This window comes from Hymenobacter polaris (assembly GCF_012927305.1).
Taxonomy (GTDB): domain Bacteria; phylum Bacteroidota; class Bacteroidia; order Cytophagales; family Hymenobacteraceae; genus Hymenobacter; species Hymenobacter polaris.
In genome coordinates this window covers 1,430,036-1,454,527 of record NZ_JABBGH010000001.1, presented here as the reverse complement: position 1 = coordinate 1,454,527, position 24,492 = coordinate 1,430,036, and the positions used below count along the sequence as shown (strand labels likewise).

Genomic DNA, 24,492 nt, shown 5'->3' with positions numbered 1-24,492 from the left:
TAATAGTTGGGGCGAGGCCCGCCATCCAGGTGCCTAGGCCCTAGGCCGCCTGCAAGGGCCGCGGGGCCGGGCGGAAGCGGGCGCTCAGCCAAGCGCGCACGGGCTCGTCGTAGAAGCGCACGGCTACCCAGGCCAGCAGCAGGAAAAATGCCAGCAGCGCGCCCATCACCGGCAGGGCCTGGCGCAGGGTGGCGTGGCTAGCGTTCACCCAGTTAATGAAGATAGAAATGAACGGGTAGTGCAGCAGGTAAAGCGGGTACGACAGGCGCCCACCCCAGCGGCAAAACGCCAGCGCGGGGCCACCGCCCGCCAGCGAGCCCGCCCCGGCCGCCACCAGCACCGGAAAAACCAGGATGACGCAGCCGGCCTCATACCCCCAGGCGGGCAGAAAGGCGGGTGCCGCAAACAGCGCCAGCAAGGCCGCCGACAGCACCCACACCGCCGCCGGCACCCGAAAATGCAGGCGGAAGCGAAACAGCAGCAGCCCCATAAAAAACGGGTACGCCACCCGCACGGGCGCCATCCAGGCATTGTCCCAGCCCCAGCCGGCTTGCAGGTGGCCGTAGTGCCGGGCGGCAACTAGCAGCACCCCGGCCGCCACCACCACTACCGCCACCAGCGCCCGCCGGCCCAGGCGTGGGGCCACCAGCGCGTATGCGATATTGGCCAGGTACTCTTGCAGCAGCGACCAGCAGGGCCCGTTGAGCGGATGGGTTTGGCGGTAGCGATTGGGCAGCGACACGAATGGCAGCAGCAGCACGCCAAAGAACACGTTGGCCGCCAGGTGCACCAGGCGCACGTGCTGCAGGTTGCCCGCAAACGGGTCGAACCAGTAGCCCAGCGCCCCCAGGGCCACGCCCAGCAGCACCAGCGGGTGCAGCCGAATGAGGCGAATGCGCAGGAAATCGCCCACGCTCATCCTGGGCCAGCGGTCGTCGTAGGCGTAGCCCACCACAAAGCCCGAAAGCAAGAAAAAGAAATCGACCGCCAGGTAGGCGTGGCGCAAGGGGTTAAGGGCGTAGGTCTGGCTTTGGTAAAAGCCTTCGAAGAGGTGAAAAATGACAACGAGCAGCGCGGCCGTCCCGCGCAGCCCGTCCAGCACCTCAAAATGTCGCTTCATAATTTGTCAATAGTTTGCGAATAAACCAGTGGGGAAGGTACTACCTGAATTGGGTGCCGGCCGAAAAAAAGCCCGACCAGCCAGCGGTTTGGTGCAACTGCTGAATACATCCAGTATCTTTCGCTTAGCTTTTTTCCGTTAATTTTTTGCATTTATGGCAGCAGCTACTTTTTCGCGTTGGGCGCTGGCGGCGCTGGGCTTGGGCAGCCTGGCCGCATTCGGACCACCCACCAAGCCTAATCCCCCGCAGCAGGGCGTGGGCATCAACCTGGCCAACCTGGATAAATCGGTGTCGCCGTGCCAGGATTTCTACCACTATGCCAATGGCAACTGGCTGAAAAATAACCCAATACCAGCCGCCGAAACCCGGTGGGGCGCTTTCAACGAGCTGGGCGACCGCAACCAGGCCATTGAAAAGCGCATTCTGGAAAAGGCCGCCGCCGACGCGCGCACCGCCAAAGCCGGCACCAACGAGCAGAAGGTGGGCGACTTCTACGCCGCCGCCATGGACTCGATGGGCATTGAGCAAGCGGGCCTGAAGTACCTGCAGCCGCGCCTCGACCGCATCAAAAGCCTCCAGAACCTGGCCGACGTGCAGCAGTACATCGCCGACCCCAAGAGCTACGGCGCCGGCTGGTACGGCTTTGGCGTGGGCCAGGATAGCAAGAACAGCACCCAGTACGCGGTGCAGCTGCGGCAAGGGGGCCTAGGCCTCGGCGACCGCGACTACTACCTCAAGGACGACGCCCGCTCGCGCCAGGTGCGCATGGCCTACAAGGCCTACATGAGCAGCATCTTCCAGCTGCTGGGCGATGCCCCGAGCTTGGCCGCCACCAACGCCGACGCCGTGCTGGCCCTGGAAACCAAGATGGCCCAGGCTAGCCGCAGCCGCGTGGATTTGCGCGACCGCCTCAAGAACTACACCAAGGTGCCCGTGGCCCAGGCCGCCCAGGACTACCCCAACCTGAACTTGCCGCTGCGCTTAAAGGCCGATGGCCTGACCAGCGCCCAGGACGTCATCATCGGCCAGCCCGAGTACCTGGCTGCGGTGAACAACCTGCTGGCCAACACGCCCATTGCCGACGAGCAGCAGTACTTCCGCTGGCACTTGGTGGAAGGCGTGACTTCGGCCCTGCCCAAGGCTTATGGCGACGCCTCGTTCCGCTTCACGCAGGTGCTGACGGGCGCCAAGCAGCAGCAGCCCCGCTGGAAGCGCGCGCTGCGCGCCACCGATGGCGCGCTAGGCGAGGCCTTTGGCCAATTGTATGTGGACCAGGCTTTTACCCCCGCCGCCAAGGCTAGGGCCAAGGAAATGGTGGAAAACCTGCGCAAGGCCTACGCCGAGCGCATCATGGCCACCGACTGGATGAGCCCGGCCACTAAAAAGGAAGCGATTGAAAAGCTCAATGCCTTTGCGGTGAAAATCGGCTACCCCGACAAGTGGAAGGACTACTCCAAGCTCAAAATCACCCGCCAGAGCGCGCTGGAAAACCTGTTTGCCACCGCCGAGTGGCGCGAGCAGGACAACCTGAGCAAGTTTGGTAAGCCCATTGACCGGGGCGAGTGGGGCATGACCCCGCCCACGGTGAACGCCTACTACAATTCGAGCATGAATGAAATCGTGTTCCCGGCGGGCATTCTGCAGCCGCCCTTCTACGACCCCAAGGCCGATGACGCGGTCAACTACGGGGGCATCGGGGCCGTGATTGGCCACGAGATGACCCACGGCTTCGATGACCAGGGCCGCCGCTCGGATGCCAAGGGCAACCTGCGCGACTGGTGGACCAAGGAGGACAACGACAAGTTCAACGCCAAGGCCGATATGGTGGGCAAGCAGTACGACGCGTTTACCCCGCTCGACTCGGTGCACGTGAATGGCAAGCTGACGATGGGTGAGAACCTGGCCGACCTCGGCGGCATCACCATCGCCTACAACGCCTTCCAGAAAACCCAGCAAGCCAAAGCCAAAAAGTCGATTGACGGCTTCACGCCCAACCAGCGCTTCTTCCTGGCCTACGCTCAAATCTGGCGCGCCAATCAGCGCCCCGAGGCCGTGCGCCAGCAGGTGCAAACCGACCCGCACTCGCCCGGCCAGTTCCGCACCAACGGCCCGCTGATGAACATGCCTGAGTTTTACCAGGCCTTCGGCTGCAAGGAGGGCGACAAGATGACCCGCGCCACCGCCGACCGCTCGCGCATTTGGTAAGGTCTTTGCAACTACCTAAAACGACGAAAAGCCTGGCCGTACTGGTCAGGCTTTTTTTGTGCGCGGGGCCTAGCCGCCGCCCAGGTCCAGGTTATGCCAGTACTGCGAAAACTGGCCGGTAGCCAGGTTGTAGTAAATCGACCAGTGGTTGTCGCCGCCGTCGCCAATGAAGACGTACTGCCGCAGCCAGTACGGCACGTAGCCGGGTGGGCGGGGCCGCAGGCCAATTTCCTCGCCCGTGAAGGCTACGTCGCCCAGAAAATTGATGAACAGGCACGGCTGCCGGCGCTGGTTGTAAAAACCGTAGTATTGCCGGTAGTACTGGCCTAGCCGCTGGCTGATAGCGCAGGCGTAAGCGGAATCTTGACCGCTTTTGCGGCCGGAGTTGACGTTTAGCAGGTTTACCTGCCCTAGGGCTTGCTCGGCCACCAGGGCCTGGGCGGCGGTGGGGGTGAAGCGGGCAGCGCGCTGCTGAGCCTTGGGCAAGACGTTGGGCAGCCGCGCCGCCGCCGGAAAAAGCGCACAGGTGGTTTCCAGCACCTGCGCGCGGGTGGCCACGGTATCGGGCCGGGTGGCCTGGGCCTGCGCCCCTAGGCCTAGGCTGCCAAGAAGAGCTACTTGACTAAGGAGCAAGCGCATAGATTAAGAAAGAAAGGGACAGACACTCTAGGCCCTACCCGACGCGAAAAAGTAAAAAAAGCCCGGCCGTCTTGCGAGAGCCGGGCTTTTCACCGCTACAGCCAGGGGCTTTACGAAGTCCCAAAGCATAAACATACGCGCTGGGTAATGAATCGCCGCGGGCCGGTAGTTTTTTCTGCTCGTTTGGTGGCTTGACCGCGCCCGTGGGCCCAGGGCAACTAAGCCAGGCGGCGGGAAATATGCCCGCCCCGCCCGAACTTAGGGCCCTAGGGTAAGTCAACTCCCACCTAATTATCCTTTTTACTTATTCATTATGAAAAAATTATGGTTGTGCCTCGGGCTGGCGGCTTGCCTACTGGGGCCCGCCGCGCCGGCGGCCCGCGCCTGGGGCATTTTTGGGCACCGCGTTATCACGCAAGTAGCAGTGTACGAGTTGCCCGCGTCGCTGCAAAGCTTTTATTTTCGGCACTTGTCCGAGCTAGTGCGCCAAAGCAGCCTGCCGCCCGCCGACGACCAGGAAAACCGGCGCCACTTCATCAAGCTCGACCACTACAGCGAAACCAACCCCTTTGCCAAAGTGCCCCGCGACTACGACGAGGCGGTAACCAAGTTCTCGGCCGACACCCTGCGCAAATACGGCACGTTGCCCTGGGCCATTATGGAAGTGAAGGACCGCTTAGTAAAGGCCTGGCAGGAAGGGGATAGCACGACCATTGTGCGGGCTTCGGCCGAGCTGAGCAGCTACGCCGCCGACGCCTTCTCGCCCCTGCGCACCACCACCAACTACGACGGCCAGCTTACCAACCAGCCCGGCATGCTGGCCTTGTGGGAAAACCAATTGCCCGAGCGCTACCTGACCACCTACAAGCTCGATGGCGAAACGGCTAAGCCCCTGAAGGACCCACTGGCCGAAACCTGGGCGGCGCTGCAGTACAGCTACGGCTTCCTCACAGCCACCTTCGACTTGGAAACCAAGGTTAGCCACGGCTTCACGCCCCAAACCAAGTTTGCCTACGCCCACAAATTTGGCCGCACCCAGCGCCGCTACTCCGACGCCTTTGCCGACGCCTACAACAAGGAGGTAGGGGGCATGGTCGACTACCGCCTCAAAACGGCGGCGCCCTTCGTGGCGGCCCTTTGGCTGACGGCCTGGCAGGAGGCCGGCCGGCCCGACGTGAGCAAGCTTATGAGCCGGCCCACGGCCGAGGAGAAAGCCCGGCTGGCCATCGACCTTAAGGGCTTCCGGGCCAATACGCTGGCGCCCGAGCGCCTGCTACTAGCCCAGCAGCCCGAGCAAAAGGTGCGCGCCGCCGACGACATTCGCGCCGCCGACGGTGAGATGGTGGCCCCGCCGCCCCCTGAGCCCACCGCCCCCGCCGACGCCCCTAGCCCCGCGCCCATCGAAAAGGTGAAAGTGAAGGTGAAGCCCGCCGCCGCGCCCCCGGCCAAAACCAAGGCCAAGCCTGCCCCCACGGGGTGGGAGTAGGGCCCTAGGGGCACAGGAGCAGCAGCGGCGCGCTGCCCCCCAGAACGTCCTGCTGCGGCTAGCTCAGCAGGACGTTCTTTTTTAAGTGTGCATCAGAACCGACTTTTGCGTTTCTTCACCCAGGGGCTTTTGCTTCCCATTGCGCATGAAAAACCTGCTTTACTGCCTGCTGCTGGGCGCGGCGGCCTGCACCACGGCCCCCGAGCAGCCGGTGGCCGTAGCCCTGCCGCCCCCGCCGCCGGGCCCCGACATTGCGGCCCTCACCGACGAAACCGCGCCGGCCGCGCTGCTGGCCTACGGCCGCCAGTATCCCGGCTCGGAGGTGCTATTCCATACCCGGCTGGGTAATGTGCGCGTGAAGCTCTTCGACGATACGCCCATCCACAAAGCTAATTTTCTGCTGCTGACGCGGCGTGGGGTGTTCAGCGAAACCGTGTTCAACCGGGTGGTGAAGGGCTTTGCCGTGCAGGGCGGCCAAACCAGTGGCCCGCGCCTCATTCGGCTGCACAAGTACCACCTGCCGCCCGAAATTCGGCCCGCGCACTTCCACCAGAACGGTGCCCTCGGCATGGCCCGCTACGACGACGAGGAAAACCCTAAGCGCCTGTCGTCTAATACCGATTTCTATTTTGCCCTAGGCCCGCGCTACCCGCCCGCCCAGTCGCGGGCCCTGGCCGGCCGGCCCCTTACGCCCGCCCAGGTGCAGGTGTACGCCACGCAGGGCGGCGTGCCCGCCCTCGACGGTAAGTACACCGTTTTCGGCCAGGTAATCGAGGGCTTGGACGTAGTGAGGAAAATCTCCCAGGAACCCGTTGACCCCCAAGACAACTGGCCCATCAAAGAGGTGCCCATGAAGGTGGAAGTGGTGAAGTAAGGAGCAGTAAACTACGAGCAATAAAAGACCGTCATGCTGAGCTTGCCGAAGCATCTCTACCGCTCCGCTAGGGTTGTTCGGTAGAGATGCTTCGGCAAGCTCAGCATGACGGTCTTTTATTGCTCCCTATTCACTAATCACTAAACGTTAATCATTGCTTACCTACATACACCACGCCTTCCTTCATCACAAAGGTGGGCTTGGTGAGCAAGGATACGTCGCGCAGCGGGTCGCCGGCCACGGCTACCACGTCGGCGTAGTGGCCGGCTTCGAGGGTGCCCAGGCTCTGCGGGTCGCCCACTAGCTCGGCGGCGTTGAGTGTGGCAGCCCGGATGGCCTCTAGGGGCGCCATGCCGGCTTCAGTCATGTAGGTGAATTCCAATGCGTTCTGGCCGTGGCGGTACACGCCCGCGTCGGTGCCGAAGGCCACCCGCACGTTTTGCTTGATGGCCTTGCCGAAGGTGGCTTGCAGTTGCGAGCCGATGCTGAGTGCCTTGCCCGCCACCACGGGCGGAAAGTAGTCGGGGTGGCGCCGGGCGGTGTCGGCCACCGACTTGCCGGCGATGATAGTGGGCACGTACCAGGTGCGGCTTTTAGCCATCAGCTGCATGGCTTCGGCATCGAGCAGCGAGCCGTGCTCGATGCTGGTGACGCCGGCCCGCACCGCCCGCTTGATGCCTTCGGCGCCGTGGGCGTGGCAGGCCACGGGCAGGCCCAAATCGCGCGCGGTTTGCACCACGGCCCGAATTTCGGCCTCCGAATATTGGGCGCCGCTGCCGTCCTTGCTCAGGTCGAGCACGCCGCCGGTGCTGGCAATCTTGATGAGGTCGGCCCCGCGCCGAAACTGCTCGCGCACGGCCTGCTGGCACTGCTCGGGGCCGTTGGCCACCCCGTCGGCGGTGCCGGGGTGCAGGCGCTCAATCATAAAGTCGCTCAGGCCGTCGGTGTCGTCCATGTGCCCGCCGGTGCTCGAAATGGCCGTGCCCGCCGCGTAGATGCGCGGCCCCGGCACCAGCCCCTGCGCCACGGCCTTGCGCAAGGCAATGTTGATGCCCGAGCCGCCGCAGTCGCGCACCGTGGTGAAGCCCGCCCGCAGCGTCACCAGGGCGTTGGCCTCGGCGCGGTAGGCGACGTCGGCGGGGTTGAGGGTGAAGCGCTCGCGAAAGGAATTGCGGCTGGGCGTGCTCTCCAGGTGCACGTGGCAGTCGATGAGACCGGGCAGCACCGTCTGGTTTTCAAGGTTGATGACCTTATCGGTGGGGCCGGCCGGGGCGGTGTAGCCCGCCTGCACGGCCACGATGCGGCCGCGCTCTACCACCAGCGTTTGGGGGCCCAGCAGGCGGCCGGCGCGCACGTCGAGCAGGTGGCCGCAGTGCAGGTAGGTTTTTTGGGCCAGGGCCGGAGTAACAGCCAGGCCCAGCAGGGCCAGAGTAGAAAGCAGGTGGGTAGCTTTGCGCATCGGGATGGGGTGAAAAACGGGAGATGGAGGGCCTATGGCCCGCCGCAAGCTACGTGCCGCCTCCCCGTATTCTCTCTTTTTTTCGCAGTTTTTTACCATGACTTCCCAAGCCGATTTTGAGGCCGCCGCCCAGCGCGCCCAGCAGCTGCCCACCAAGCCCAGCAACACCGTGCTGCTGCAGCTCTACGCCCTCTACAAGCAAGCCACCGAGGGCGACGCCACCGGCCCCCGCCCCGGCGGCTTCGACTTCAAGGCCATTGCCAAGCACGACGCCTGGCACCAGCTGGCTGGCCTCAGCAAAGACGCCGCTCGCCAGCAGTACGTGGAGCTGATAAACGAGCTGGCGGGATGATAATTATTTAATGTGAAGATGTGAGAATGTGGAAGATGTGAAAATGAATAGCGTGGTTGGCTGCTCATAAGTAAACTGCCCTATTGGTTTATTTTCACGTCTTCCACATTCTCACATCTTCACATTAAAAAGCTATGAACATCTCCCGCAAGAAGCCGAGCTACCCGCTCACGCCGGCCCTGCGCCAATACCTGCGCGACTACGACCGCGAGGTGCCGCTGCCCGTGAGCTACGCCGACTTGCGGCGCTTCAGCAATTCGTTTCCGCTGCTCGACCGCACCGGCAAGGACACGCTGTGGCAAACGGTTTTTTACGAGCCCAGCGCCCTGCTGGAGCTAAGCCAGGGCCTGGTGCAGGTGTATGCGCTGCTGAAAACGGCCGGCGACCTCTCCTTTGCCGACGACCTGCTGGCCGACCGCATCGACTACTGCCGTTTCGGCAACTCCAACCCGTTTCGGGTGCGCATCCTCAACCAGCTCAACGATAACTTCGACTACTTCTACGTGAAGCAGGCCGACGCCTCGCGCCTCTACGGCCTGGAGCTGGAGCACCTGCTGTCGCCTAATTCCATTAACTTTCTGGTTGACAACACCAATACGCTGATTGAGGAGCACATTGCCGGCATTCCGGGCGATGACTTCATTCGGCAGCGGCTGCAGCAGCCCCACCTCAACCAAGTGCGCATCGCCAAGGAGTTTGTGAAATTCAATGAGCGCTGCTTTGCCCGGCTGCTGGGCGACATGCGCGCCTACAACTACGTGGTGGCCGTGACGCCCGACTTCGAGGACGAGCAGTACCGGGTGCGGGCCATCGACTTCGACCAGCAGAGCTACGAGGGCCGCCGCGCCATGTATTTGCCCCAGAGCTTCCCCGACAACCACGCCGTGGTGGAGCTGTGCGCCCGGCTGCTGCGCCCCAGCACCCTGCGCCAGTACCAGGCCGAGGAGCGCACCCTGATGGCCCGCCGCGCCCGCGCCGAGCGGCACCGGCTGAAAGCGCTGCTCGACGTGATGCGCGCCCACCACCTGTCGACGCCCGAAAAAATCGAGGAGCTAAAAACTGCCCTCAACCGCTACCACCGCACCCAGAAGTTCAACAAGTGCGACTCGATGGGCGACATCGTGCGCCAGAACCTGTGGCTGATGCTGGGGCCTAGGGGCTAACGGCCAAGGCAGTAGCCTCAGCCGGGCCGCCCCGCGCGCGTTGCGGCAACAGCGAGCTTCCGCGCGGCGTACTGGGCAGTATGTCGCCGTCTGCCCGCCCCTCGACTATTCAGCTGGTAGCCGCTACGCCCGAGCTGCTGCAGCAGGCCCTCGGGAGCAGCGCCGAGCTAGGGCGTGCCCTAGGGGTGCGCGTGCCCGACGACTGGGTAGAAAACCGAATTGATTCGCTGCGCTTTACGCTCAGCCAGCTGCAAGCCGACCCCGGCGCCGCCCACTGGTGGACGTACCTCTTGATACACCTGCCCGACAATACGCTGGTGGGCAGCGGCGGCTACCACGGCCCCCCCACGGCGGAGGGCGTCGTGGAGCTGGGCTACGAGGTGGCCGATGAGTACCGGAGCCGCGGCCTGGCCACCGCATTCGCAGGGGCCTTGGTAGAGCAGGCCTTTACGCACCCCTCGGTCACGGCCATTATGGCCCATACGCTCGCGGTGCTCAACGCGTCCACGCGCGTACTGCTTAACCACCGCTTCACCAAGGTAGCTGACCTCTACGACCAAACCGAAGGCCCCCTTTGGCGATGGGAGCTGAAGCGGGCTGGCAGCTGAGAAAAAGCGGGTTAGCTCACTTTCGGCGCGGGCAAGTCGAACGCCGTGGCGTCGTGCTCGAAGTGGCCCTTATGCGAGCCGTCGCAGAAAGGCTTCTGGGCGCTCAGACCGCAGCGGCAGATGCTGATGCGCTGGCGGCCCCCTAGGCCGTAGGGCTGGCCCTGGGCGTCAACCAGCTCAAAATCGTTGCCCTCTACGCGAAGCGAGCCATTGGAAAGTACTGTTAGTTTGGTAGCCATACTTTGTTAATGTGAAAAATGTAGGAAATGTGCCGGATGTGAAAATGAGTGTAGAGGCAACGGGATGACGGAAGAAAAAGCCTTGTAAAAGAAACGACTTTTCGTTTTTGCATCTGCCACCTTTGCCATCTTCCGCGCATCCGCTAAAGCTCTTTGCGCAGCACGTAGTCGTTCATCCAGTAGGGGCCAATGGGGATGTCTTCCTCGCGGTGCTGGGCAAAGCCCTGGCGCTCGTAGAAGGCCATAGCGGGGTTGTGGCGGTTCACGTTCAGCTCAAGGGTGCGGCCGCCGGCCTGGCGCACGGCCTGCTCCACGGCCGCAATGAGTTGCTGCCCTAGGCCTTGGCCCTGGTGCGAAGGCAGTACGTAGATTTTATTGAGGTGGTACACGCCCTCGGGCTTCTCCGAAAAGGAAGCGAAGCCCGTCGGCTCGCCCGCCACGTAGGCCAGCAGAAACTGATGGTGCTGCTCGCGCATTTGCTGGCGCAGCGATACCGGCGTGTAAATGACGCGGTACATGTACTCAATCTGCTCCTTGGAGATGATGAAGCGGTACGTGGGCTCCCAGGTAGCCTCAGCTAGCGCGATAATGGTGGGAATATCGCGCTCGGTGGCGGGCTGGATGGCAAAGGGGGCGGCCGGGGCGGGAACGGAGGGCATGGGCAAACGGATAAGCGGGCGAAGGTCGGCTAAAAAACCCACTTTCCCGGCCTTAGCATACGCTGGCGGGCCCTAGGGCGTTGAAACCGGCCCACTAGTAGCAAGCCGTGGGCAGTATTTTTCTTTTTTGCACCTTCATATGACACTCTCTCCTTTTGGCACCCGCCGCGCCGCTGCGGCCCTCCTGCTAGCCGCGTTGCCCCTGGCCGCCCAGGCCCAAAACTCCTTGCAAGACAGCCTGCTGCGTAGCGGCGACCTGGTAGGCGGCCGGCCCCGCGCCACCTCGCCCCGCGCTGCCGCCACCCGCCCCAGCGCGGTGGCCTCGGGCACGCTAGCCTCGGCTCGCCCGCGGGCGGCGGCCCGCGCCGCCAACGCCGACCCCACGCTAAGCCGGATGCTGCACGAAAGCATTGACGTGGGCCAAGTGCCCGCCTCGCAGCTGCCCGACCTCTACGCCCGCTTCGTGGAAGCCACCCACGACCAGCGCCGCCAGTGGAGTGCCCGCGACTGGGCCGAGGCCAGCGCCGCCCTAGGCCGCCTAAACGCCCGCTACGAGGCCGTGCGGCTAGAGCTGCCCCTGAACGAACGCCTGAATGTGCGCAGCTACCAGGGCGAGTTTCGCACCCTGGAGGCCGCCCGCGCCACCAAAGACCGCCTCAACTAGCGCTAAGCAGGCGGCGCGGCTACCGATGCGTAAGCCAGTACCAGGCCGCTGCCGCGTGGCGAAACGACTTGGCCTGAAAAGCCTGCCGCAGCGCCGCGGCCAGCTCCAGGTGGTCGGGCTGGGTGAGGAAGCTGGCGGGGTCGGGCGAGGCGACGTGCGCCAGCAAGGCCAGCCCTCGTTCCTGGGCGCGCGGCAGCCAGTCGTATTGCAGCCAGGGCAGCGCCTCCTCCCAACTGCCCGAGGCCTGCTCGTGGTTGGTAAGCAGGCGGCGCGGTAGCTTGGCGTCTTCAAAAGCGCCGAGGCTGAGGCCCATTTGCGCGCCATGCACTAGGCTGGCCGCCGTGAGGTGCCCGTGCCAGTGCACCTGGAGCAGGTCGAGGGAGGGATGCCAGTCAAAATCGGCCAGCGGAGCCCCGTGCGCGTCGCGTAAGCTCAGCAGCCGGTGGGGCAAAGGGAAACCAGAAAGCATAGCCGAAAAAAGCGGAAGAGTAAGAATATAGCAGGATAGGAAGCAGTTGATTTAAGGCAAAGAAAGTAGCCAATAGGTAGCCAACCTAACATCTAGGATAAAGAGGAGAAATTTTATAATAATAACAGGTAGCTGGTGCCTGTTTGCTTCTACGTAAACGCTGAGCTTTTGGCCGTAAAAACCCAAGTCAACTAACTAAAAATCAGCTTAAATTAGGCTGTTCGCGGCCTGCGTTGCGGCGGCCGCCTGGGGGCTGGCCCAAACGGCCGCGCTACCTTTGGCGCACGTGTAGCTGCTTCGTTCCGCACGTTTTCGATACCATGCACATCGCCATCGTTGGCAACATTGGGGCCGGCAAAACCACCCTGGCCCACAAGCTGGCCCAGCATTTTCGTTGGGAAGTATTTTTGGAAGAGGTAGACGACAATCCGTACCTCAAGGATTTCTACGCCGATATGCCGCGCTGGGCTTTCCACCTGCAGGTATATTTCCTCAACGGCCGCTTTCGCCAAACCCAGGCTATTCAGCAGCTAGTGAAGCAGGGCCGCAGCGTTATTCAGGACCGCACCATTTACGAGGACGCCCACATCTTCGCGGCCAACCTGCGCCAGTCGGGCCTGATGGCCGAGCGCGACTACCACAACTACTACGCCCTATTCGAGAGCCTGATAAACCTGGTGCAGCCGCCCGATTTGCTGCTTTATCTACGCGCTGACTTGCCCAAGCTTATCGGCCAGATTGAGAAGCGTGGCCGTGAGTATGAGAACACTATCAGCATTGAGTATCTAAAGCACCTCAACGAGCACTACGAGCAGTGGATTGCTAATTACCGCGCCGGCAAGCTGCTCATTATCGACGTGAATGAACTAGACTACGTGCGCCGCCCCGAGGACCTGGGCTCCATCATCGAGCGCATCAACGGCAAGCTCTTCGGCCTGTTTTAAATAATGAGCAGTGAGCCGAAAAAGGCCGTCATGCTGAGCTTGTCGAAGCATCTCTACCGCGTAACTAACTTTTGACGTTAGGATTACTTACCCAATAGAGATGCTTCGACAAGCTCAGCATGACGGCCTTTTTCGACTCGCTGCTCCCTACCCATTTCCCCCTAGGGCCTCGTTGAGGAAGGTGACCCACGGCCGGGCGGCAGCAATGCGGGCCAGTACTTCGTCGAGAAAGCCAGGCGCCAGCACTTCCGCATCGCTGAAGTAGCTGTTGAGGCCGAAGCTTTTAAGCTTAATAAAGGCGATGTCGGGGTCGGTGGCGGCGTAGCCCCTAGGCGGGCGCGTGAGCTGGGCCGCGTCCATATCCAGCCCCAACGGGAAGTAGCGCCGCAGCTCGGGGTCGGCCAGCCGCCGGTGAAACTCATCGGGGCTGTAGTGAATTTCCTGCCGGATGGCCACCAGCTCGGCCGGGGTGGGAGTGAAGCGCCCCGCCCGCAGCCACGAGCCGCCGCCCGGCATGAGGGCCAGGAAGTAGCCGGCCCGCTCGGCGTGGCGCCCGCCCGGCACCAGCCCAGCCCCCAGGCGGCGCTTGTAGGGCTCGGGCTCGGTTTGGCTGCGGTCGTTCTTGTGCAGCCGAAACATCGCCTGCGCCGGCGTGAGGCCGGCCAGCTCGGGCGCGACGGGCGCGGCCCGGCGTAGCACTTCCGTCACGAGGTCGGCAAAGGCATCGCGGGCGCGCAGGTAGTCGTCGCGGTGCGCCTGCATCCAAGCGGTAGTGTTGTTGGCTGCCAGGCGGCGCAAAAAATCCAGCACGAAGGCGTTGTCCATACACGGAGGGGCTAGGGGCAAAGGCCGCCCCTACCTGCCGCATACGCCAGCGGCTAGCCCACCGTTACCGCATCGCCCACGCGCAGGCGGCCGGCGGCCGGGCCCGTTACGTTTTGGCCAAACATGATTTTGCGGCCCTGCTGGCGGTAAGTGGCCAGGGTGCGCAGGGGCTCGCCGCCGGGGTTTTTCAGGCCCGTTTCTTGGTCGATGGTCGTCATCACGCAGCGCCCGCAGCCGCGCACCGCCCGAAAGGGCAAGCCGGCGATGCGGAAGTCATGCCAAGTGTCCTCGGCGTCGGCGGGCAGGCCGGCCACCACCAGGTTGGGCCGGAAGCGGTTCATGGGCACCGGCTCGGTTAGCTGGGCGTTGAGCTTGGCCAGGGATGCCTCGCTGGCCAGCAGGTAGGGGTAGCCGTCGGCGAAGCTCACGAGCGTACCGGCCGGGTTTAGCTCGGGCTTGTCGGGCTCTACCTCGCGGCGGGCCATATCGTCCATATAAACCAGGCGGCACGGGCGGCCTAGGGCCTCACTCAGCCACTGGTCGGCCGCGGCGGTGCCGCGCTGGGCAAAGACCATATCGTCCCAGATGGTAACAAAGGCCGTCTTGTCGGCCGCCGCCTCAAATGGAATGTAGAGCGGCCGCAACTCGGGCCGCTGGCGGTGGCGCAGCAAAAAGCCATTGTAGGCGGCTTCTACGGCCAGCAGCGCCAGCTCAGGATGCTCGCGCTGGGTCAGGAAGCGGTTATGGGCATCCACTAGCAGCCAGCGCCGGTCGTATTGCAGGCCCCGCGCCGTCACTTCCGCCTCGGGCAGGCTAATGCCCCCTAGGGACTTTACGGGGTAGATGAAAAGACCCGTGAGGGTAATAGGAGCAGCGTGGGCAGACATGCCGCAAAGGTAGTAGGTGAGAAATGTGAAAATGTGGGAAATGGAAGAATGTGAAAATTGACTCTATGGTCGCTGTTGGGCGCTCCAGTATTACTTTTCACATTCTTCTATTTCCCACATTTTCACATCAATATCAATGCAGCGCCCGGCGCTTCACCATGCCGCCCTTGGCATCGTTCACGCTGTGCATGATAATGAAGGCTTTCGCATCAATTTTGTTGACGGCTTCAGTCACTTGGCCTACTTCCAGGCGGGTAACCACCGTGAATACAATGTCGATGGGCTGGGGCTGCTCGCCGCGCGAGCCGTAGCCGCGGTGCCCGGCGTACACCGTCACGCCCCGCCCTAGGCGCTCGGTGAGGGCCCGCCGAATGGCGTCGCTGTGCTCGGAAATAATGGTGACGCCGGTGTATTCCTCAATGCCGTTGACCACGAACTCGATAGTTTTGGCGGCGGCTAGGTAGGTGAGGATGGAGTAGAGCGCTGTTTGAATATCGAGCGCCACGGCCACCACAATGAATATCAAGATATTGAGTACTAGCACAAAGTCGCCTACGCTCAGGTTGCCCTTCTTGCTCAGGTACACGGCTAAAATCTCGGTGCCGTCGAGCACGCCACCCCCGCGCATGGCCAAGCCGATGCCCGCGCCCAAGAAGAAGCCGCCGAATACGGCAATCAGCATTTTATCTTGGGTGATAACCGGGAAGTGCACGACCACCAGCACCACGGCCAGCGTCAGAATGGCCGCCAGCGCCCGAATGGCGAAGTCCTTGCCCATGGAGCGGTACCCAAGCCAGATAAACGGCAGGTTGAGCACCACCAGAAATACCGACAGCGGCAAGTGAATGAGCCGCGCCGCCAGCAGCGAAATACCCGTCACGCCGCCGTCAAACAAGCCATTGGGCAGCATGAACGACTCGAGGCCCAGGGCCGCCGAGAAGACGCCCGCCACTAGGTAAGCAATGCTGATGATAGTGCGCCGCAGCGGCGACTCGCCCTTTTGCGCGGTGGTGGCGGCCAGGTGGGCGTCGGCCAGGGCGGGGTGGTCGGCTACCAGCGTGTCAGCAGCCGGGGGGGCGTTATTTAGTGCTTGCATCCGTTTTAGCCGCTCTAAAATGAATAACTGAGAAAGCATACTCGGCCTTACGGAAAACAAAGGGCCTAGGGCGGAATTCTTAATCTCCTCTTCAGCAAAAAACGGCTACCCCTCCGGTCAGTTTGAGGGGTAGCCGTTTGGTTGCCAGGCAATAGACGCTAAGCTGGGCCTAGGGCTTCGGCGCGCCGGCCGTCTGCGAAGCCAGGCGCACGGCCTCGTACAAATCCACGACGCCGCCGGTGGCCGACAGGGTCGAGAAGTCGGCCTTCTTGCCGTCGCCGCCCGGCACCAGCACCTGCGTGTGGTGCACCTGGGCCGACTGCCGGATGATGCGCTTGAGGTCAGTGGCCGTGAGGCTGGGGAAATACGACTTGAGTACCGCCGCGATGCCCGCCGTCACGGGCGAGGCCATGCTGGTGCCGCTCTCGTTGCCGTACTTATTGCCCGGCAGCGTCGAGTAAATGCCTACGCCGGGCGCAAACACGTCCACCTGCTTCTTGCTGTAGTTGCTGAAGTTGGCGGGCAGGTTCTCGTCATCCTTCGGGCCCGAGGCGCCCACCGTAAGCAGGGTAGTGGGTACGCTGCCATTCATGTACAGCGAGGCTGGGAAGTTAGACACCAGGTCGAGGTTGTGGTTTTCGTTGCCGGCGGCGTGCACCAGCAGCACGCCCTTGCTCTCGGCGTACTTGTAGGCGGCTTCCACGGCCGGGCGCTGGGGCGAGAACTCCTTGCCGAAGCTCATGTTGATAATTTGCGCGCCGTTGTCCACAGCGTAGCGGATGGCGTTGGCCACGTCCTTGTCGCGCTCGTCGCCGTTGGGCACGGCCCGCACGCTCATCACCCGCACCGGCGAGGCGGCAATGCCTTGCACGCCCAGGTTGTTGTCGCGCACGGCCGCGATGATGCCCGCCACGTGGGTGCCGTGCAGGGCGTCGGGGCCGGTCACGTCGTTGTTGCCGTAGTTGCGCTGGTTAACGTCGTCGGGGTTGTCGCCCACGATGGTGGCCCTAGGGTTAAACTTGGTGTCGAGGCTATAGGTCAGCTGCTCGCGCTGGTCCTTCACCTCGTTGTCGAGCTCGGCCAGCAGCGCGTCGGTGTCGCCCACGCCCATCTGGCGCATGCCCTGGTAAAAGCTGGCCAGCGCGCCCTGCAAGTCGGGGTTGGGCAGGGTGGTGCTAAGCTTGCGTAGGGTGGCCGTATCCAGTTTCTCGATGCCGAGCTTCTCCTTCAGCGCCCCGGTCAGGCCGCTAATTTGGGTGCGGGCCTGGTCGGCCTGGGCCAGCTGCTCGGTCAGCTCCTTGCGCTTGGCATCATACGACTTCTTGGCCTTCAAGTACATGTCGTAGGTGGCGCGCTGGGCTACCGGCACCTGGGCGCGGGTTTTGCCCGCAAAGCGCGGCCCGTACTTGGCCACCACGCGGGTAATCTCCAGGGTTTCGACGCCCACGTTGCGCCCGTCCTTGCCGCCGATGAAGTTCCAGCCGTGCACGTCGTCCACGTAGCCGTTCTGGTCGTCGTCGATGCCGTTGCCGGGAATCTCGCGGGCGTTGCGCCACAAAATGGGCTTCAAATCGACGTGGGCCGTGTCGATGCCCGAGTCAATAACGGCCACCACCACGGGGCTAGGGGTGCGGCCTTTCAGCAGCTCGGCGTAGGTGCGGGTGGTGCCGGTGCCGGGCACGTTGTCCTGCTGCGGGTCGCGCAGGTACCACTGGGCTTCGGCGGCTTCGGCCACGGTGGGGCCGGCGGGCTTGGCGGCGGCCGCCGGCGCGGGCACATCGGTGGGGGCGGGGGTGGCGGCCGGGGCTACCGCGGCCGCGGCGGGGGCTACTGCGGCAGCCGCGGCGGTGGTGGCCTCAGTAGTGGCCGCGGAGGTAGTAGTGGGTTGGGCTACGCGGCAACCAGCCGCCGAAAGCAGGGCGGCGGCCAGCGTCAGGCGCGACCAGCCGGCAAGTGGGGGTGCAAGCATCAAGGGAAGTAAAAAAGCGCGGCCAGAAGCCAGCCGCAAGCACAAAGGTCGGAGAAAAACGCGCCGCCGCCCGGTAGGTTGCGCCTAGGGCCGGGGGCGTCTAAAACTTATAACCCGGAAAATCCTTGCTGAATTCAGTTGCCGGAATGGGTTGGTTGGCCACGACGTTCGAGAAGTCATACTTCTCGTACAGCCCGCGCTCGTCGTACACGGCCACGCCGGCTGGCAAAAACGTGCGCTCGTCTACCAGCACCACCGTGCGGCTGCCGTAGGCGTTGGGCACCTGAATAACCTGGCCAGCCGCCAGCTTGGTATTCACTGCCAGCTTGTTGCGCTCCAAAATGCGGTATTCGCCGCAGTTGAGCTTGGTCGCCACCGAGGCCGTGGTTTCGCCCGCGCCGGCCCGATAGGCGATGTAGCGAAAGGCTGGGTAGCTCGAGCGCAGCACGTGGCAGGGGCGCCCGCCCACCACCGTGTCGCCGGCCGCCCGAAACGAGCGCACAAAGGCTGGCTCGGAGGTGCGCAGTAGGCTGGCAATCAGCCCAAAGCCTATTTGCAGCAGCGAGTGGTGCTGGTTGCGCAGCATGAGGCTGCCGCGCGGGTCGAGGCTGAGCGTGAGGTAGGGGAAGGTGCCCGGATACACCCAGGCGTCGCCCCCGTTTTGCCCGGCCACGTACAGCGCCTCGGCCCCCTGCTGGTTTTTGAGATAGATGCGCAGCGGCGTCAGCGTGAGCTTGACGGTGGAGCGCATGGGTAAGTAGCGGCCCTCAACCCGTTCCTGGGCCGCCACCACGTAGCGCAGCGACTGGGTGCCGTCGATGGCGGCCAGCAGGCGGCTTTCCAGTTCGGGGGTGGTGATGGGGGCCCTGCTACTGGCGGCCGGCCGGGCAGCCGCCAGTAGCAGGGCCCCCGCCGCGGCCAGTACCCCGGCAACTATGTACTTCATACGGCAATTCTGAGCAAAAGTGCCCTAGGGCTAATTCAGGCTGATACTCGGGAACCGGTAAGCGGCACTGTCGTAGATAAATAGCTCATCTACATCTACTTCGCGCAGAAATCGGTACAGCGGAAATTGCGCCACCACGGCGCGCACGGCCGCTTCGTCGGTGCCGCTCATTGTCACCCAGCCCCGGCTGCGGTCGGCGCTAATGGCGTAGCTTTCAATCACGTGCTCGGCCAGCAGCTTGCTAATGAACGCGCGATGCCGGGGAATGACCGCCATCACGGCCGCATCGAACGACTCGGGCAAGGTAAGCGAAACGACAAAGAGAGGCATGGCAATTAATTGGCAATGAGCAATCAACAAGGAGCAACGGGTGTGAAATTGCTCTTTGCCCACTGCTTCTTCTTAATTGCTTAAGAATGGCCCAGCTCGGCCACCGCGGGCAGCGAGCGGTCGCCGCGGGCGGGCTCACTGGCGGCTGGCTGGGCTTGGCGGTCCTCCCAGGCGCGAAACTGGGCCAGCTCGGTGTGAAACTTGCCCGCAAACCAGCTAACCAGACTCAAATCGTCGAGCCAGCCCACTACCGGAATGAAATCGGGTATCAGGTCAACCGGCGCGAGCACGTAGAGCAACACTGCCAGCCCCGAGATGATGGTGGTCGTTTTAAGCTCGCGGTAGTCGCCGCTGGCGTAGCTGCGCACCAGGCGCACGATGGTCAGGGCCGAATTGAATAGCTGCTTGAATTTGTTGTCCTTGCTTTTGGCATCGGCCAGCTTATCCGCCACCTCGTTCACGATGGTGAGCACCTTAAAGGGCTTGCCCAGCAGCTTGGTGGCGCGGCCCATGAAGGTGCCAAACAGGGCGTTTTTGGAAAGGCGCAACCCTTGGGCGAATAGCGAAGGCATCAGCGAAGTGTTTAGGGCGGCTTACGCGGGCGTGCGCCGGTGGGTTATGGCCCGCCCAGGCCCCTAGGCGCAGTAGGCTAGGCCCTAGGGCGCTAGCCGCGCTCAAACAGCGGCGAGGTGCCGCCCACCCAATCCTTATCCTTATTAAAGGCCACGCCAATCATCTCGCCCCGGCTCATGCGCCCCAGGCCCGTGAGCAAGTGCGGGTTAGCATCCGTGGGGTGCCAGGCGTAAAGCAGGCGAATCTCGCACTTCACCAGCCCGTCGGGCGCCTCAATTACGGGCTCGTACTGCACGCGGCGTTGCAGCAGGTAGTTCTGCTTGTCGGGCAGCGCCGCCAGGTCGGCGGCCGTTACGTGCAGCCGCACGCCCACGCCCGCAAAGGAAAACAGTGGCTTGAGCACGTAGTTTTCTAGGTCGGCGGGGTACTCGGTCAGCTGGTCGAGGTAGTAGCTGGGAGGCGAAAACGCGCTGTGCACCAGCGGTAGCGTATACTTGCTGATGCGGAAAAACCAGTTGGGGTGGCCCACCCAGTGCACGTCTACGTCGTCGGTCAGCTGGTACTCGGTGTGCAGGTCGGGGTAGCGGTTCAACTCGTCGAAGATAATGCGGTTGTAGATGCGCTTAATCTTGATTTCGCAGCCGTCGCGCTCGTAAAACAGCTCGCGCCCGCGCTTGCGTATCGCCGTGAGGCACACTGCTTTCACGCCCCAAAACTGCTCGGTGAGGGCGAAGTCGATGCGCGTCTTTTGCTTCTCCGGAAATAGCTCCAGCAGGATAACTTCCTCGGGCTGCGCGTTGCCTAGCAGCAGGCGGCGCATCTCGGCCTTGTAGGCGGCATCGTCGGGCACCTCAAAGTAGGGCGTTACCGAGTCCGGAATCTCGAAATGCGCGCCGTAGGAGCCGGGCTGCCAGGTTTGGAAGGCGTAGAGCGAAGGAAACCCCTGCATCTCAATGAGCTGCGGCTCCAGCTCGCCGGTGTCGGCGTTGCGGCACACAGCAAAATCGAAAGTCAGAAACGTGGCGTGCGCGTCCTCGTTGGGCACAAAATGGCCGGGCGGAATGGCTGCGTCAGTTAATTCCTTAAAATCGGGCCGCTGAATGACGTCAATAATGGCCTGCCCGGCTTGCACCAGCTTGTCGCGCAGGGCCCGCGGCACGAAGATAGGCGTTTCGGCCAGTCGAAATTCCAGCTGATTAGGCAGTTGCTGCTCCACGTCGGCCAGCATCTGCTGATATTTCTCGGGCGTGAACTGGGCGTTGTAGGCGGCGCGCAAGGCAGGAATCATGAGCGGGAAAGATGAAGTAAAGACGACGCAAAAAGAACGTCATGCTGAGCGCAGTCTAAGCATCTCCACCGCGCCGCCTAGGGCTCTTGTTCGGTAGAGATGCTTCGGCAGGCTCAGCATGACGTGCTGCTACTAAAAGGCCCTAGGCCAGCGCCAGCTCTTGCAGGCCCGCCAGGGCGTTGCGCAAAAAGGTGGGCACGATAATCGACTCGGTGAGCCCAATGGTGCTGGGGTCGGCCAGTAGGCGCACCATCTCGTGGTACTTGTCCTCGCCGTAGGCCGTAATTACTTGCTGCTTACGCTCTTCGGTCAGCATGTAGCGGTGCATGCCCTCGCCGTCGGCTTCGGGGTGAAACTGGGTGGCCAGCACCTCGGGCGAGAAGCGAATGGCCATAATGGCGCGGGCCAGCGGCACGTGGGGCCGCTCCTTTTCCAGGCACAGAATTTCGGCGCCCAGCTCGGCCAGGCGTTTGGGGTGCACAGTCGCCAGCTGGTAATCGCGCGAATCGACGGCGAAAAACGGCTCGGGCAGGGCGCGCAGCACCGGGTCGGCGTGGCCGGCTGCGGTGAGGTGCATGGGCAGCACCCCAAACGAGGTGGACTTGCGCTTGCTGACTTCGCCCACCCCTAGGTGGCGGCTGATAAGCTGGAACGAGTGGCAGATGGCCAGCAGAAACTTCTTACGCTCGGCCGTTTGGTTGTGCGCGAACAGGGCATCTACGAAGTCGAAAAACAAGGGCTCCCAAGGCTCGCCCGAGGGCAGCGGGCTGCCGGGCCCCCCGCTCGCTACGTAGATGTCGTAGTTCAGGCCGGGTACCTCGTTGAGCGCCCGCACATTAAAGGTATCTACTTTGAAATCAACGTTATTGTCAGCCTGAGCGCGGTGCAGCAGCTGCCGGATGCAGCGCATGCCCTCGCCCGGGTGGTTGTTATACATATCCAGAATAGCAACGCGAAATGTAGCCATAGAATAAAGGTAAAAATGTGAATGCTAGCGTAAAGCCGAGTAGAAAATAAGCGATAAAACTACAAAATAGTTTAGGCATTGCCCGTAACGCCAAGCTCCCGCTTGGGCCCCGCTAGAACAAGTCGTTCAACGGGGCACTAAGCGGGAGCTTGGCGTTACAGTCCAATGGAAGTTTCCTCGATAATGAAATCGACTACTTTGGTGAGGTCGCCGGTTTGGTGGAAAACGGCGAGCTGACGGTCGGCGCCGGTGCCCATTTCCAACATTTTCAGCACGTACTCCACCTCGTGGCGGCTGCCTAGCTCGTCGAGCACATCGTCTACGAAGTCGAGCAGCTCGTGAATCAGGGCGCGGGCGGGCTTTTCCTCCTGCGAGCCGAAGTCGATGAGCGTGCCATCAATGCCGTAGCGCGCCGCGCGCCACTTATTTTCCTTAATCAGGGCCGAGCGGTAAAGGCGAAAGTTCAGGTTTTGGACCTTGAGCTTGTAGATTTTGGCTACCAGCGCCTGCATCACGGCCGCCACGGCAATGGTTTCGTCGGGCCGCATCATCATGTCGCAGATGCGGTACTCGATGGTGTCGAAAAACGGGTGCAGGCGCAGGTCCCACCAGATTTTCTTGCCGTTGTCGATGCAGCCGGTTTTTATCAGCAGCGCAATAAACTCGTCGTAGTCCGAGGCGCTAGTAAAATAGCCCGGAATACCCGTGCGCGGAAAGCGCTCGAATACCTTGGTCCTGAACGACTTGTAGCCCGTTTCGCGGCCTTCCCAAAACGGCGAGTTGGTGCTGAGCGCGAACAGGTGGGGCAAAAAGTAGCGCAGCGCGTTCATCATGTACACGCCCAAATCGCGGTTTTGAATGCCCACGTGCACGTGCATGCCAAACACGAGGTTCGAGCGGGCCGCCTCCTGCAGCTCCTCCACTATCTTGTCGTAGCGGGCATCGGGCGTGATGGGCTGGTCTTGCCAGCGCGAGAAGGGGTGGGTGCCGGCGGCGGCAATTTTCAGCCCCACGCGGTCGGCTAGCTCAATGACCTGGCGGCGCAGGTGCAGCACGTCGGCCCGCGCCTCCTGAATGTTGTTGCAGATGTGGGTGCCCACTTCTACCACAGCCTCGTGCATTTCGGCCTTCACCTGCTCGTGCAGCGTGACGCGGCCATCCTCCACAATCTTCGACATGTGCGAGCGTAGCTCGCGGGTAGTCGGGTCGATGGTTTGAAATTCCTCTTCGATTCCGAGCGTAAAAACGGGTTGTGGCATGGGGGAGGGGAGAAAGCGAAGGGAAGAGAGCGGGGGTGGGTGCCAGCGGGCCCAGGGGCAGCACCGGGTAGCGCCCCGCGTAGCCCCCAGGCACGGATGGGCCTAGGGGCTAGAGAATGCTAAAAGCTATTGTTTCGGCTTAGGCGCCGGCTTTTTAGGCTTGGCGGAAGCGGCCGCGTCGGCTGGCGCGGGCTTAGCCGCCTTGGGTGCGGGCTTAGGCTTGGGGGTGCCAGCGGGCACGGCGCCGGTGGGCGGCTCGGGCTTGGGGGCGCCGGCGGGCTTCTTGGGGGCGGCCGAGGCTTTCTTGGTAGGCTTGGGCGCGCCGGTGGCCCCTAGGTCGTTGCCTTCGGGCACGGCGTCGCCCATTGCTACGTTGCCGGCGCTGGTATCGGCCGGGGCCTGGGCCAGGGCGGTGCGTACCGACTCGCGCACGAAGGTGCCCCAGGTCAGGTTAGTGCCGCGGCCCTGGTGCTTCTGAGCGCGCTCGATGGCTAGGTTAGCGGCGTGCTCCACCACCCACTCGAAGTTCTCGGGACCCACCGAGTTGATGTCGGCGTCGGGGGCGGGGTTGCCGAAGTCAATGGCGATGGGCACGCCGCCGCGCACGGCAAACTCCACGGTGTTAAAGTCATACCCTAGGCCCTGGCACAGGCGCAGGGTGTAGTCGCGCACGGTGTCGAGCAGCTGCTGGCCGGCCTCACCCTGGGTCTTCATTTCCGTCTTGTAGCGCTCGTGGAAGGCGTTGCGCGGCTCGTAGGGCATAATGAGCACGTCGCGGCCGCCCAGGCAGTAGCAGCGGAAATAGTCGTCGAACTCAATGGCTTCCTGGTAGAGCATCACCAGCTGACCGGTTTCGTCGTAGGCGCGCCAGGCTTCGTCGGGGTTGTCTACCTTGTACACGCTCTTCCAGCCGCCGCCTGAGTGGGGCTTCATAAAGGCCGGGAAACCAATATGCTCGAAGGCCTTGTGCCAGTCGAACATGTTGAGGTTGCGGAATGAGTTCTCGTTGGTGTCGGTGGGGCGGTGCTTGCTGGGCAGCAGCAGCGTCTTGGGCACCGGCACGCCCAGCTGCACGGCCAGGGCGTTGTTGAAGAACTTCTCGTCGGCGCTCCACCAGAAGGAATTGTTAATCACATCGGTACCCGTGAGGGCCGCGTTCTTGAGGTAGGCGCGGTAGAAGGGCACGTCCTGCGAGATGCGGTCGATAATCACGTCGTAGCCGCAGGGCACGGCCTGCTCCACGGTATCAATCTGTACAAACTCGGCCGTGATGCCATCCACGGCTTTCTGGTTTACGCGGTCGACGAAGGCCTGCGGAAAAGTGTTTTCCTGGCCGAACAGGATGCCGATTTTTTTTGCCATAAGAAAGGGAGTTTAGCGCTGGCGCGGGGCCCTAGGGACGCGGCCGACAGCAGGAGGTGTTAGAAAAAAAGGAAGAAAAGGCTCGCCCCCGCTATTGCCGGGCGGCTG

Annotated in this window: 25 protein-coding genes; 8 read left to right on the top strand and 17 right to left on the bottom strand. The window is 62.8% G+C overall.

Annotated features, from left to right (window positions below; all coding sequences use genetic code 11):
- Positions 1–40: 40 nt before the first annotated feature.
- Positions 41–1,120, bottom strand: coding sequence for an acyltransferase family protein (locus tag HHL22_RS06225; RefSeq protein WP_169530075.1), 1,080 nt, complete (start codon positions 1,118–1,120; stop codon positions 41–43).
- Between the two features lie 154 nt (positions 1,121–1,274).
- Here HHL22_RS06225 and HHL22_RS06220 point away from each other — a divergent pair, with 154 nt between their 5' ends.
- Positions 1,275–3,326, top strand: a complete 2,052-nt coding sequence (locus HHL22_RS06220) for a M13 family metallopeptidase (protein ID WP_169530074.1) — start codon at positions 1,275–1,277, stop codon at positions 3,324–3,326.
- A 69-nt stretch (positions 3,327–3,395) separates the two neighbouring features.
- Here HHL22_RS06220 and HHL22_RS06215 read toward each other — a convergent pair whose 3' ends face one another.
- Entirely contained in the window at positions 3,396–3,965 is a 570-nt protein-coding gene (locus HHL22_RS06215; protein WP_169530073.1) for a hypothetical protein, read from the bottom strand.
- Between the two features lie 313 nt (positions 3,966–4,278).
- Here HHL22_RS06215 and HHL22_RS06210 point away from each other — a divergent pair, with 313 nt between their 5' ends.
- Positions 4,279–5,451, top strand: a complete 1,173-nt coding sequence (locus HHL22_RS06210; protein WP_169530072.1) for a phospholipase C/P1 nuclease family protein — start codon at positions 4,279–4,281, stop codon at positions 5,449–5,451.
- 145 nt (positions 5,452–5,596) lie between these two features.
- Entirely contained in the window at positions 5,597–6,325 is a 729-nt protein-coding gene (locus HHL22_RS06205) for a peptidylprolyl isomerase (RefSeq protein ID WP_169530071.1), read from the top strand.
- A 151-nt stretch (positions 6,326–6,476) separates the two neighbouring features.
- On the opposite strand, the gene HHL22_RS06200 is transcribed toward HHL22_RS06205, so the two are convergent.
- Complete coding sequence (locus tag HHL22_RS06200; protein WP_169530070.1) at positions 6,477–7,784, bottom strand: metal-dependent hydrolase family protein; 1,308 nt, start codon at positions 7,782–7,784, stop codon at positions 6,477–6,479.
- A gap of 97 nt (positions 7,785–7,881) precedes the next feature.
- Between HHL22_RS06200 and HHL22_RS06195 the strand changes: the two genes are divergently transcribed.
- From HHL22_RS06195 to HHL22_RS06185, 3 genes are all read left to right on the top strand, one after another.
- Positions 7,882–8,136 carry an acyl-CoA-binding protein gene (locus HHL22_RS06195; RefSeq protein WP_169530069.1) on the top strand — a complete coding sequence of 85 codons (255 nt, stop codon included), beginning with the start codon at positions 7,882–7,884 and terminating at the stop codon, positions 8,134–8,136.
- A 134-nt stretch (positions 8,137–8,270) separates the two neighbouring features.
- A complete protein-coding gene (locus tag HHL22_RS06190) occupies positions 8,271–9,299 on the top strand; it encodes a hypothetical protein (protein WP_169530068.1) in 1,029 nt (342 codons plus the stop codon).
- A gap of 80 nt (positions 9,300–9,379) precedes the next feature.
- The gene (locus tag HHL22_RS06185; protein ID WP_169530067.1) at positions 9,380–9,907 is read left to right on the top strand and encodes a GNAT family N-acetyltransferase; all 528 of its coding nucleotides are present in this window, start codon (positions 9,380–9,382) and stop codon (positions 9,905–9,907) included.
- 11 nt (positions 9,908–9,918) lie between these two features.
- Here HHL22_RS06185 and HHL22_RS06180 read toward each other — a convergent pair whose 3' ends face one another.
- Positions 9,919–10,146 (bottom strand): CDGSH iron-sulfur domain-containing protein, encoded by a 228-nt coding sequence (locus HHL22_RS06180; RefSeq protein WP_169530066.1) that lies wholly within the window; start codon positions 10,144–10,146, stop codon positions 9,919–9,921.
- A gap of 143 nt (positions 10,147–10,289) precedes the next feature.
- Positions 10,290–10,805, bottom strand: coding sequence for a GNAT family N-acetyltransferase (locus HHL22_RS06175; RefSeq protein ID WP_169530065.1), 516 nt, complete (start codon positions 10,803–10,805; stop codon positions 10,290–10,292).
- A gap of 139 nt (positions 10,806–10,944) precedes the next feature.
- Between HHL22_RS06175 and HHL22_RS06170 the strand changes: the two genes are divergently transcribed.
- Positions 10,945–11,469, top strand: coding sequence for a hypothetical protein (locus HHL22_RS06170; RefSeq protein ID WP_169530064.1), 525 nt, complete (start codon positions 10,945–10,947; stop codon positions 11,467–11,469).
- A gap of 19 nt (positions 11,470–11,488) precedes the next feature.
- Here HHL22_RS06170 and HHL22_RS06165 read toward each other — a convergent pair whose 3' ends face one another.
- Complete coding sequence (locus HHL22_RS06165; protein ID WP_169530063.1) at positions 11,489–11,938, bottom strand: hypothetical protein; 450 nt, start codon at positions 11,936–11,938, stop codon at positions 11,489–11,491.
- 320 nt (positions 11,939–12,258) lie between these two features.
- Here HHL22_RS06165 and HHL22_RS06160 point away from each other — a divergent pair, with 320 nt between their 5' ends.
- A complete protein-coding gene (locus HHL22_RS06160) occupies positions 12,259–12,882 on the top strand; it encodes a deoxynucleoside kinase (RefSeq protein ID WP_169530062.1) in 624 nt (207 codons plus the stop codon).
- Positions 12,883–13,029: 147 nt separating this feature from the next.
- Here the strand turns inward: HHL22_RS06160 and HHL22_RS06155 are convergent, their stop codons facing one another.
- The 11 genes from HHL22_RS06155 to HHL22_RS06105 all read right to left on the bottom strand — a co-directional run bounded on the left by HHL22_RS06155 (position 13,030) and on the right by HHL22_RS06105 (position 24,384).
- Positions 13,030–13,707: a DUF2461 domain-containing protein gene (locus HHL22_RS06155; RefSeq protein ID WP_169530061.1), complete on the bottom strand. Its 678-nt coding sequence runs from the start codon at positions 13,705–13,707 to the stop codon at positions 13,030–13,032.
- Positions 13,708–13,760: 53 nt separating this feature from the next.
- On the bottom strand, positions 13,761–14,594 hold the full coding sequence (locus tag HHL22_RS06150) for an MOSC domain-containing protein (protein WP_169530060.1): 834 nt from the start codon (positions 14,592–14,594) through the stop codon (positions 13,761–13,763).
- Positions 14,595–14,727: 133 nt separating this feature from the next.
- A complete protein-coding gene (locus tag HHL22_RS06145) occupies positions 14,728–15,690 on the bottom strand; it encodes a YitT family protein (RefSeq protein WP_241737978.1) in 963 nt (320 codons plus the stop codon).
- 169 nt (positions 15,691–15,859) lie between these two features.
- Entirely contained in the window at positions 15,860–17,659 is a 1,800-nt protein-coding gene (locus HHL22_RS06140; protein WP_169530058.1) for a S8 family peptidase, read from the bottom strand.
- 100 nt (positions 17,660–17,759) lie between these two features.
- Entirely contained in the window at positions 17,760–18,605 is an 846-nt protein-coding gene (locus HHL22_RS06135; RefSeq protein ID WP_169530057.1) for a LysM peptidoglycan-binding domain-containing protein, read from the bottom strand.
- A gap of 30 nt (positions 18,606–18,635) precedes the next feature.
- Entirely contained in the window at positions 18,636–18,935 is a 300-nt protein-coding gene (locus HHL22_RS06130; RefSeq protein ID WP_169530056.1) for a YciI family protein, read from the bottom strand.
- 80 nt (positions 18,936–19,015) lie between these two features.
- Positions 19,016–19,507, bottom strand: a complete 492-nt coding sequence (locus HHL22_RS24455) for a YkvA family protein (RefSeq protein ID WP_169530055.1) — start codon at positions 19,505–19,507, stop codon at positions 19,016–19,018.
- Between the two features lie 92 nt (positions 19,508–19,599).
- Entirely contained in the window at positions 19,600–20,796 is a 1,197-nt protein-coding gene (locus HHL22_RS06120) for a hypothetical protein (RefSeq protein WP_169530054.1), read from the bottom strand.
- 142 nt (positions 20,797–20,938) lie between these two features.
- Entirely contained in the window at positions 20,939–21,763 is an 825-nt protein-coding gene (locus HHL22_RS06115; RefSeq protein ID WP_169530053.1) for a type 1 glutamine amidotransferase, read from the bottom strand.
- Between the two features lie 155 nt (positions 21,764–21,918).
- Complete coding sequence (locus HHL22_RS06110) at positions 21,919–23,022, bottom strand: carboxylate-amine ligase (RefSeq protein ID WP_169530052.1); 1,104 nt, start codon at positions 23,020–23,022, stop codon at positions 21,919–21,921.
- A gap of 126 nt (positions 23,023–23,148) precedes the next feature.
- Positions 23,149–24,384: an ATP-grasp domain-containing protein gene (locus HHL22_RS06105; protein ID WP_241737977.1), complete on the bottom strand. Its 1,236-nt coding sequence runs from the start codon at positions 24,382–24,384 to the stop codon at positions 23,149–23,151.
- Positions 24,385–24,492: the final 108 nt, after the last annotated feature.

Excerpts from the sequence above, each read along its gene's own strand:
- HHL22_RS06225 (WP_169530075.1), bottom strand. The coding sequence starts at position 1,120 with ATGAAGCGACATTTTGAGGTGCTGGACGGGCTGCGCGGGACGGCCGCG.
- HHL22_RS06220 (WP_169530074.1), top strand. The coding sequence starts at position 1,275 with ATGGCAGCAGCTACTTTTTCGCGTTGGGCGCTGGCGGCGCTGGGCTTG.
- HHL22_RS06215 (WP_169530073.1), bottom strand. The coding sequence starts at position 3,965 with ATGCGCTTGCTCCTTAGTCAAGTAGCTCTTCTTGGCAGCCTAGGCCTA.
- HHL22_RS06210 (WP_169530072.1), top strand. The coding sequence starts at position 4,279 with ATGAAAAAATTATGGTTGTGCCTCGGGCTGGCGGCTTGCCTACTGGGG.
- HHL22_RS06205 (WP_169530071.1), top strand. The coding sequence starts at position 5,597 with ATGAAAAACCTGCTTTACTGCCTGCTGCTGGGCGCGGCGGCCTGCACC.
- HHL22_RS06200 (WP_169530070.1), bottom strand. The coding sequence starts at position 7,784 with ATGCGCAAAGCTACCCACCTGCTTTCTACTCTGGCCCTGCTGGGCCTG.
- HHL22_RS06195 (WP_169530069.1), top strand. The coding sequence starts at position 7,882 with ATGACTTCCCAAGCCGATTTTGAGGCCGCCGCCCAGCGCGCCCAGCAG.
- HHL22_RS06190 (WP_169530068.1), top strand. The coding sequence starts at position 8,271 with ATGAACATCTCCCGCAAGAAGCCGAGCTACCCGCTCACGCCGGCCCTG.
- HHL22_RS06185 (WP_169530067.1), top strand. The coding sequence starts at position 9,380 with ATGTCGCCGTCTGCCCGCCCCTCGACTATTCAGCTGGTAGCCGCTACG.
- HHL22_RS06180 (WP_169530066.1), bottom strand. The coding sequence starts at position 10,146 with ATGGCTACCAAACTAACAGTACTTTCCAATGGCTCGCTTCGCGTAGAG.
- HHL22_RS06175 (WP_169530065.1), bottom strand. The coding sequence starts at position 10,805 with ATGCCCTCCGTTCCCGCCCCGGCCGCCCCCTTTGCCATCCAGCCCGCC.
- HHL22_RS06170 (WP_169530064.1), top strand. The coding sequence starts at position 10,945 with ATGACACTCTCTCCTTTTGGCACCCGCCGCGCCGCTGCGGCCCTCCTG.
- HHL22_RS06165 (WP_169530063.1), bottom strand. The coding sequence starts at position 11,938 with ATGCTTTCTGGTTTCCCTTTGCCCCACCGGCTGCTGAGCTTACGCGAC.
- HHL22_RS06160 (WP_169530062.1), top strand. The coding sequence starts at position 12,259 with ATGCACATCGCCATCGTTGGCAACATTGGGGCCGGCAAAACCACCCTG.
- HHL22_RS06155 (WP_169530061.1), bottom strand. The coding sequence starts at position 13,707 with ATGGACAACGCCTTCGTGCTGGATTTTTTGCGCCGCCTGGCAGCCAAC.
- HHL22_RS06150 (WP_169530060.1), bottom strand. The coding sequence starts at position 14,594 with ATGTCTGCCCACGCTGCTCCTATTACCCTCACGGGTCTTTTCATCTAC.
- HHL22_RS06145 (WP_241737978.1), bottom strand. The coding sequence starts at position 15,690 with ATGCAAGCACTAAATAACGCCCCCCCGGCTGCTGACACGCTGGTAGCC.
- HHL22_RS06140 (WP_169530058.1), bottom strand. The coding sequence starts at position 17,659 with ATGCTTGCACCCCCACTTGCCGGCTGGTCGCGCCTGACGCTGGCCGCC.
- HHL22_RS06135 (WP_169530057.1), bottom strand. The coding sequence starts at position 18,605 with ATGAAGTACATAGTTGCCGGGGTACTGGCCGCGGCGGGGGCCCTGCTA.
- HHL22_RS06130 (WP_169530056.1), bottom strand. The coding sequence starts at position 18,935 with ATGCCTCTCTTTGTCGTTTCGCTTACCTTGCCCGAGTCGTTCGATGCG.
- HHL22_RS24455 (WP_169530055.1), bottom strand. The coding sequence starts at position 19,507 with ATGCCTTCGCTATTCGCCCAAGGGTTGCGCCTTTCCAAAAACGCCCTG.
- HHL22_RS06120 (WP_169530054.1), bottom strand. The coding sequence starts at position 20,796 with ATGATTCCTGCCTTGCGCGCCGCCTACAACGCCCAGTTCACGCCCGAG.
- HHL22_RS06115 (WP_169530053.1), bottom strand. The coding sequence starts at position 21,763 with ATGGCTACATTTCGCGTTGCTATTCTGGATATGTATAACAACCACCCG.
- HHL22_RS06110 (WP_169530052.1), bottom strand. The coding sequence starts at position 23,022 with ATGCCACAACCCGTTTTTACGCTCGGAATCGAAGAGGAATTTCAAACC.
- HHL22_RS06105 (WP_241737977.1), bottom strand. The coding sequence starts at position 24,384 with ATGGCAAAAAAAATCGGCATCCTGTTCGGCCAGGAAAACACTTTTCCG.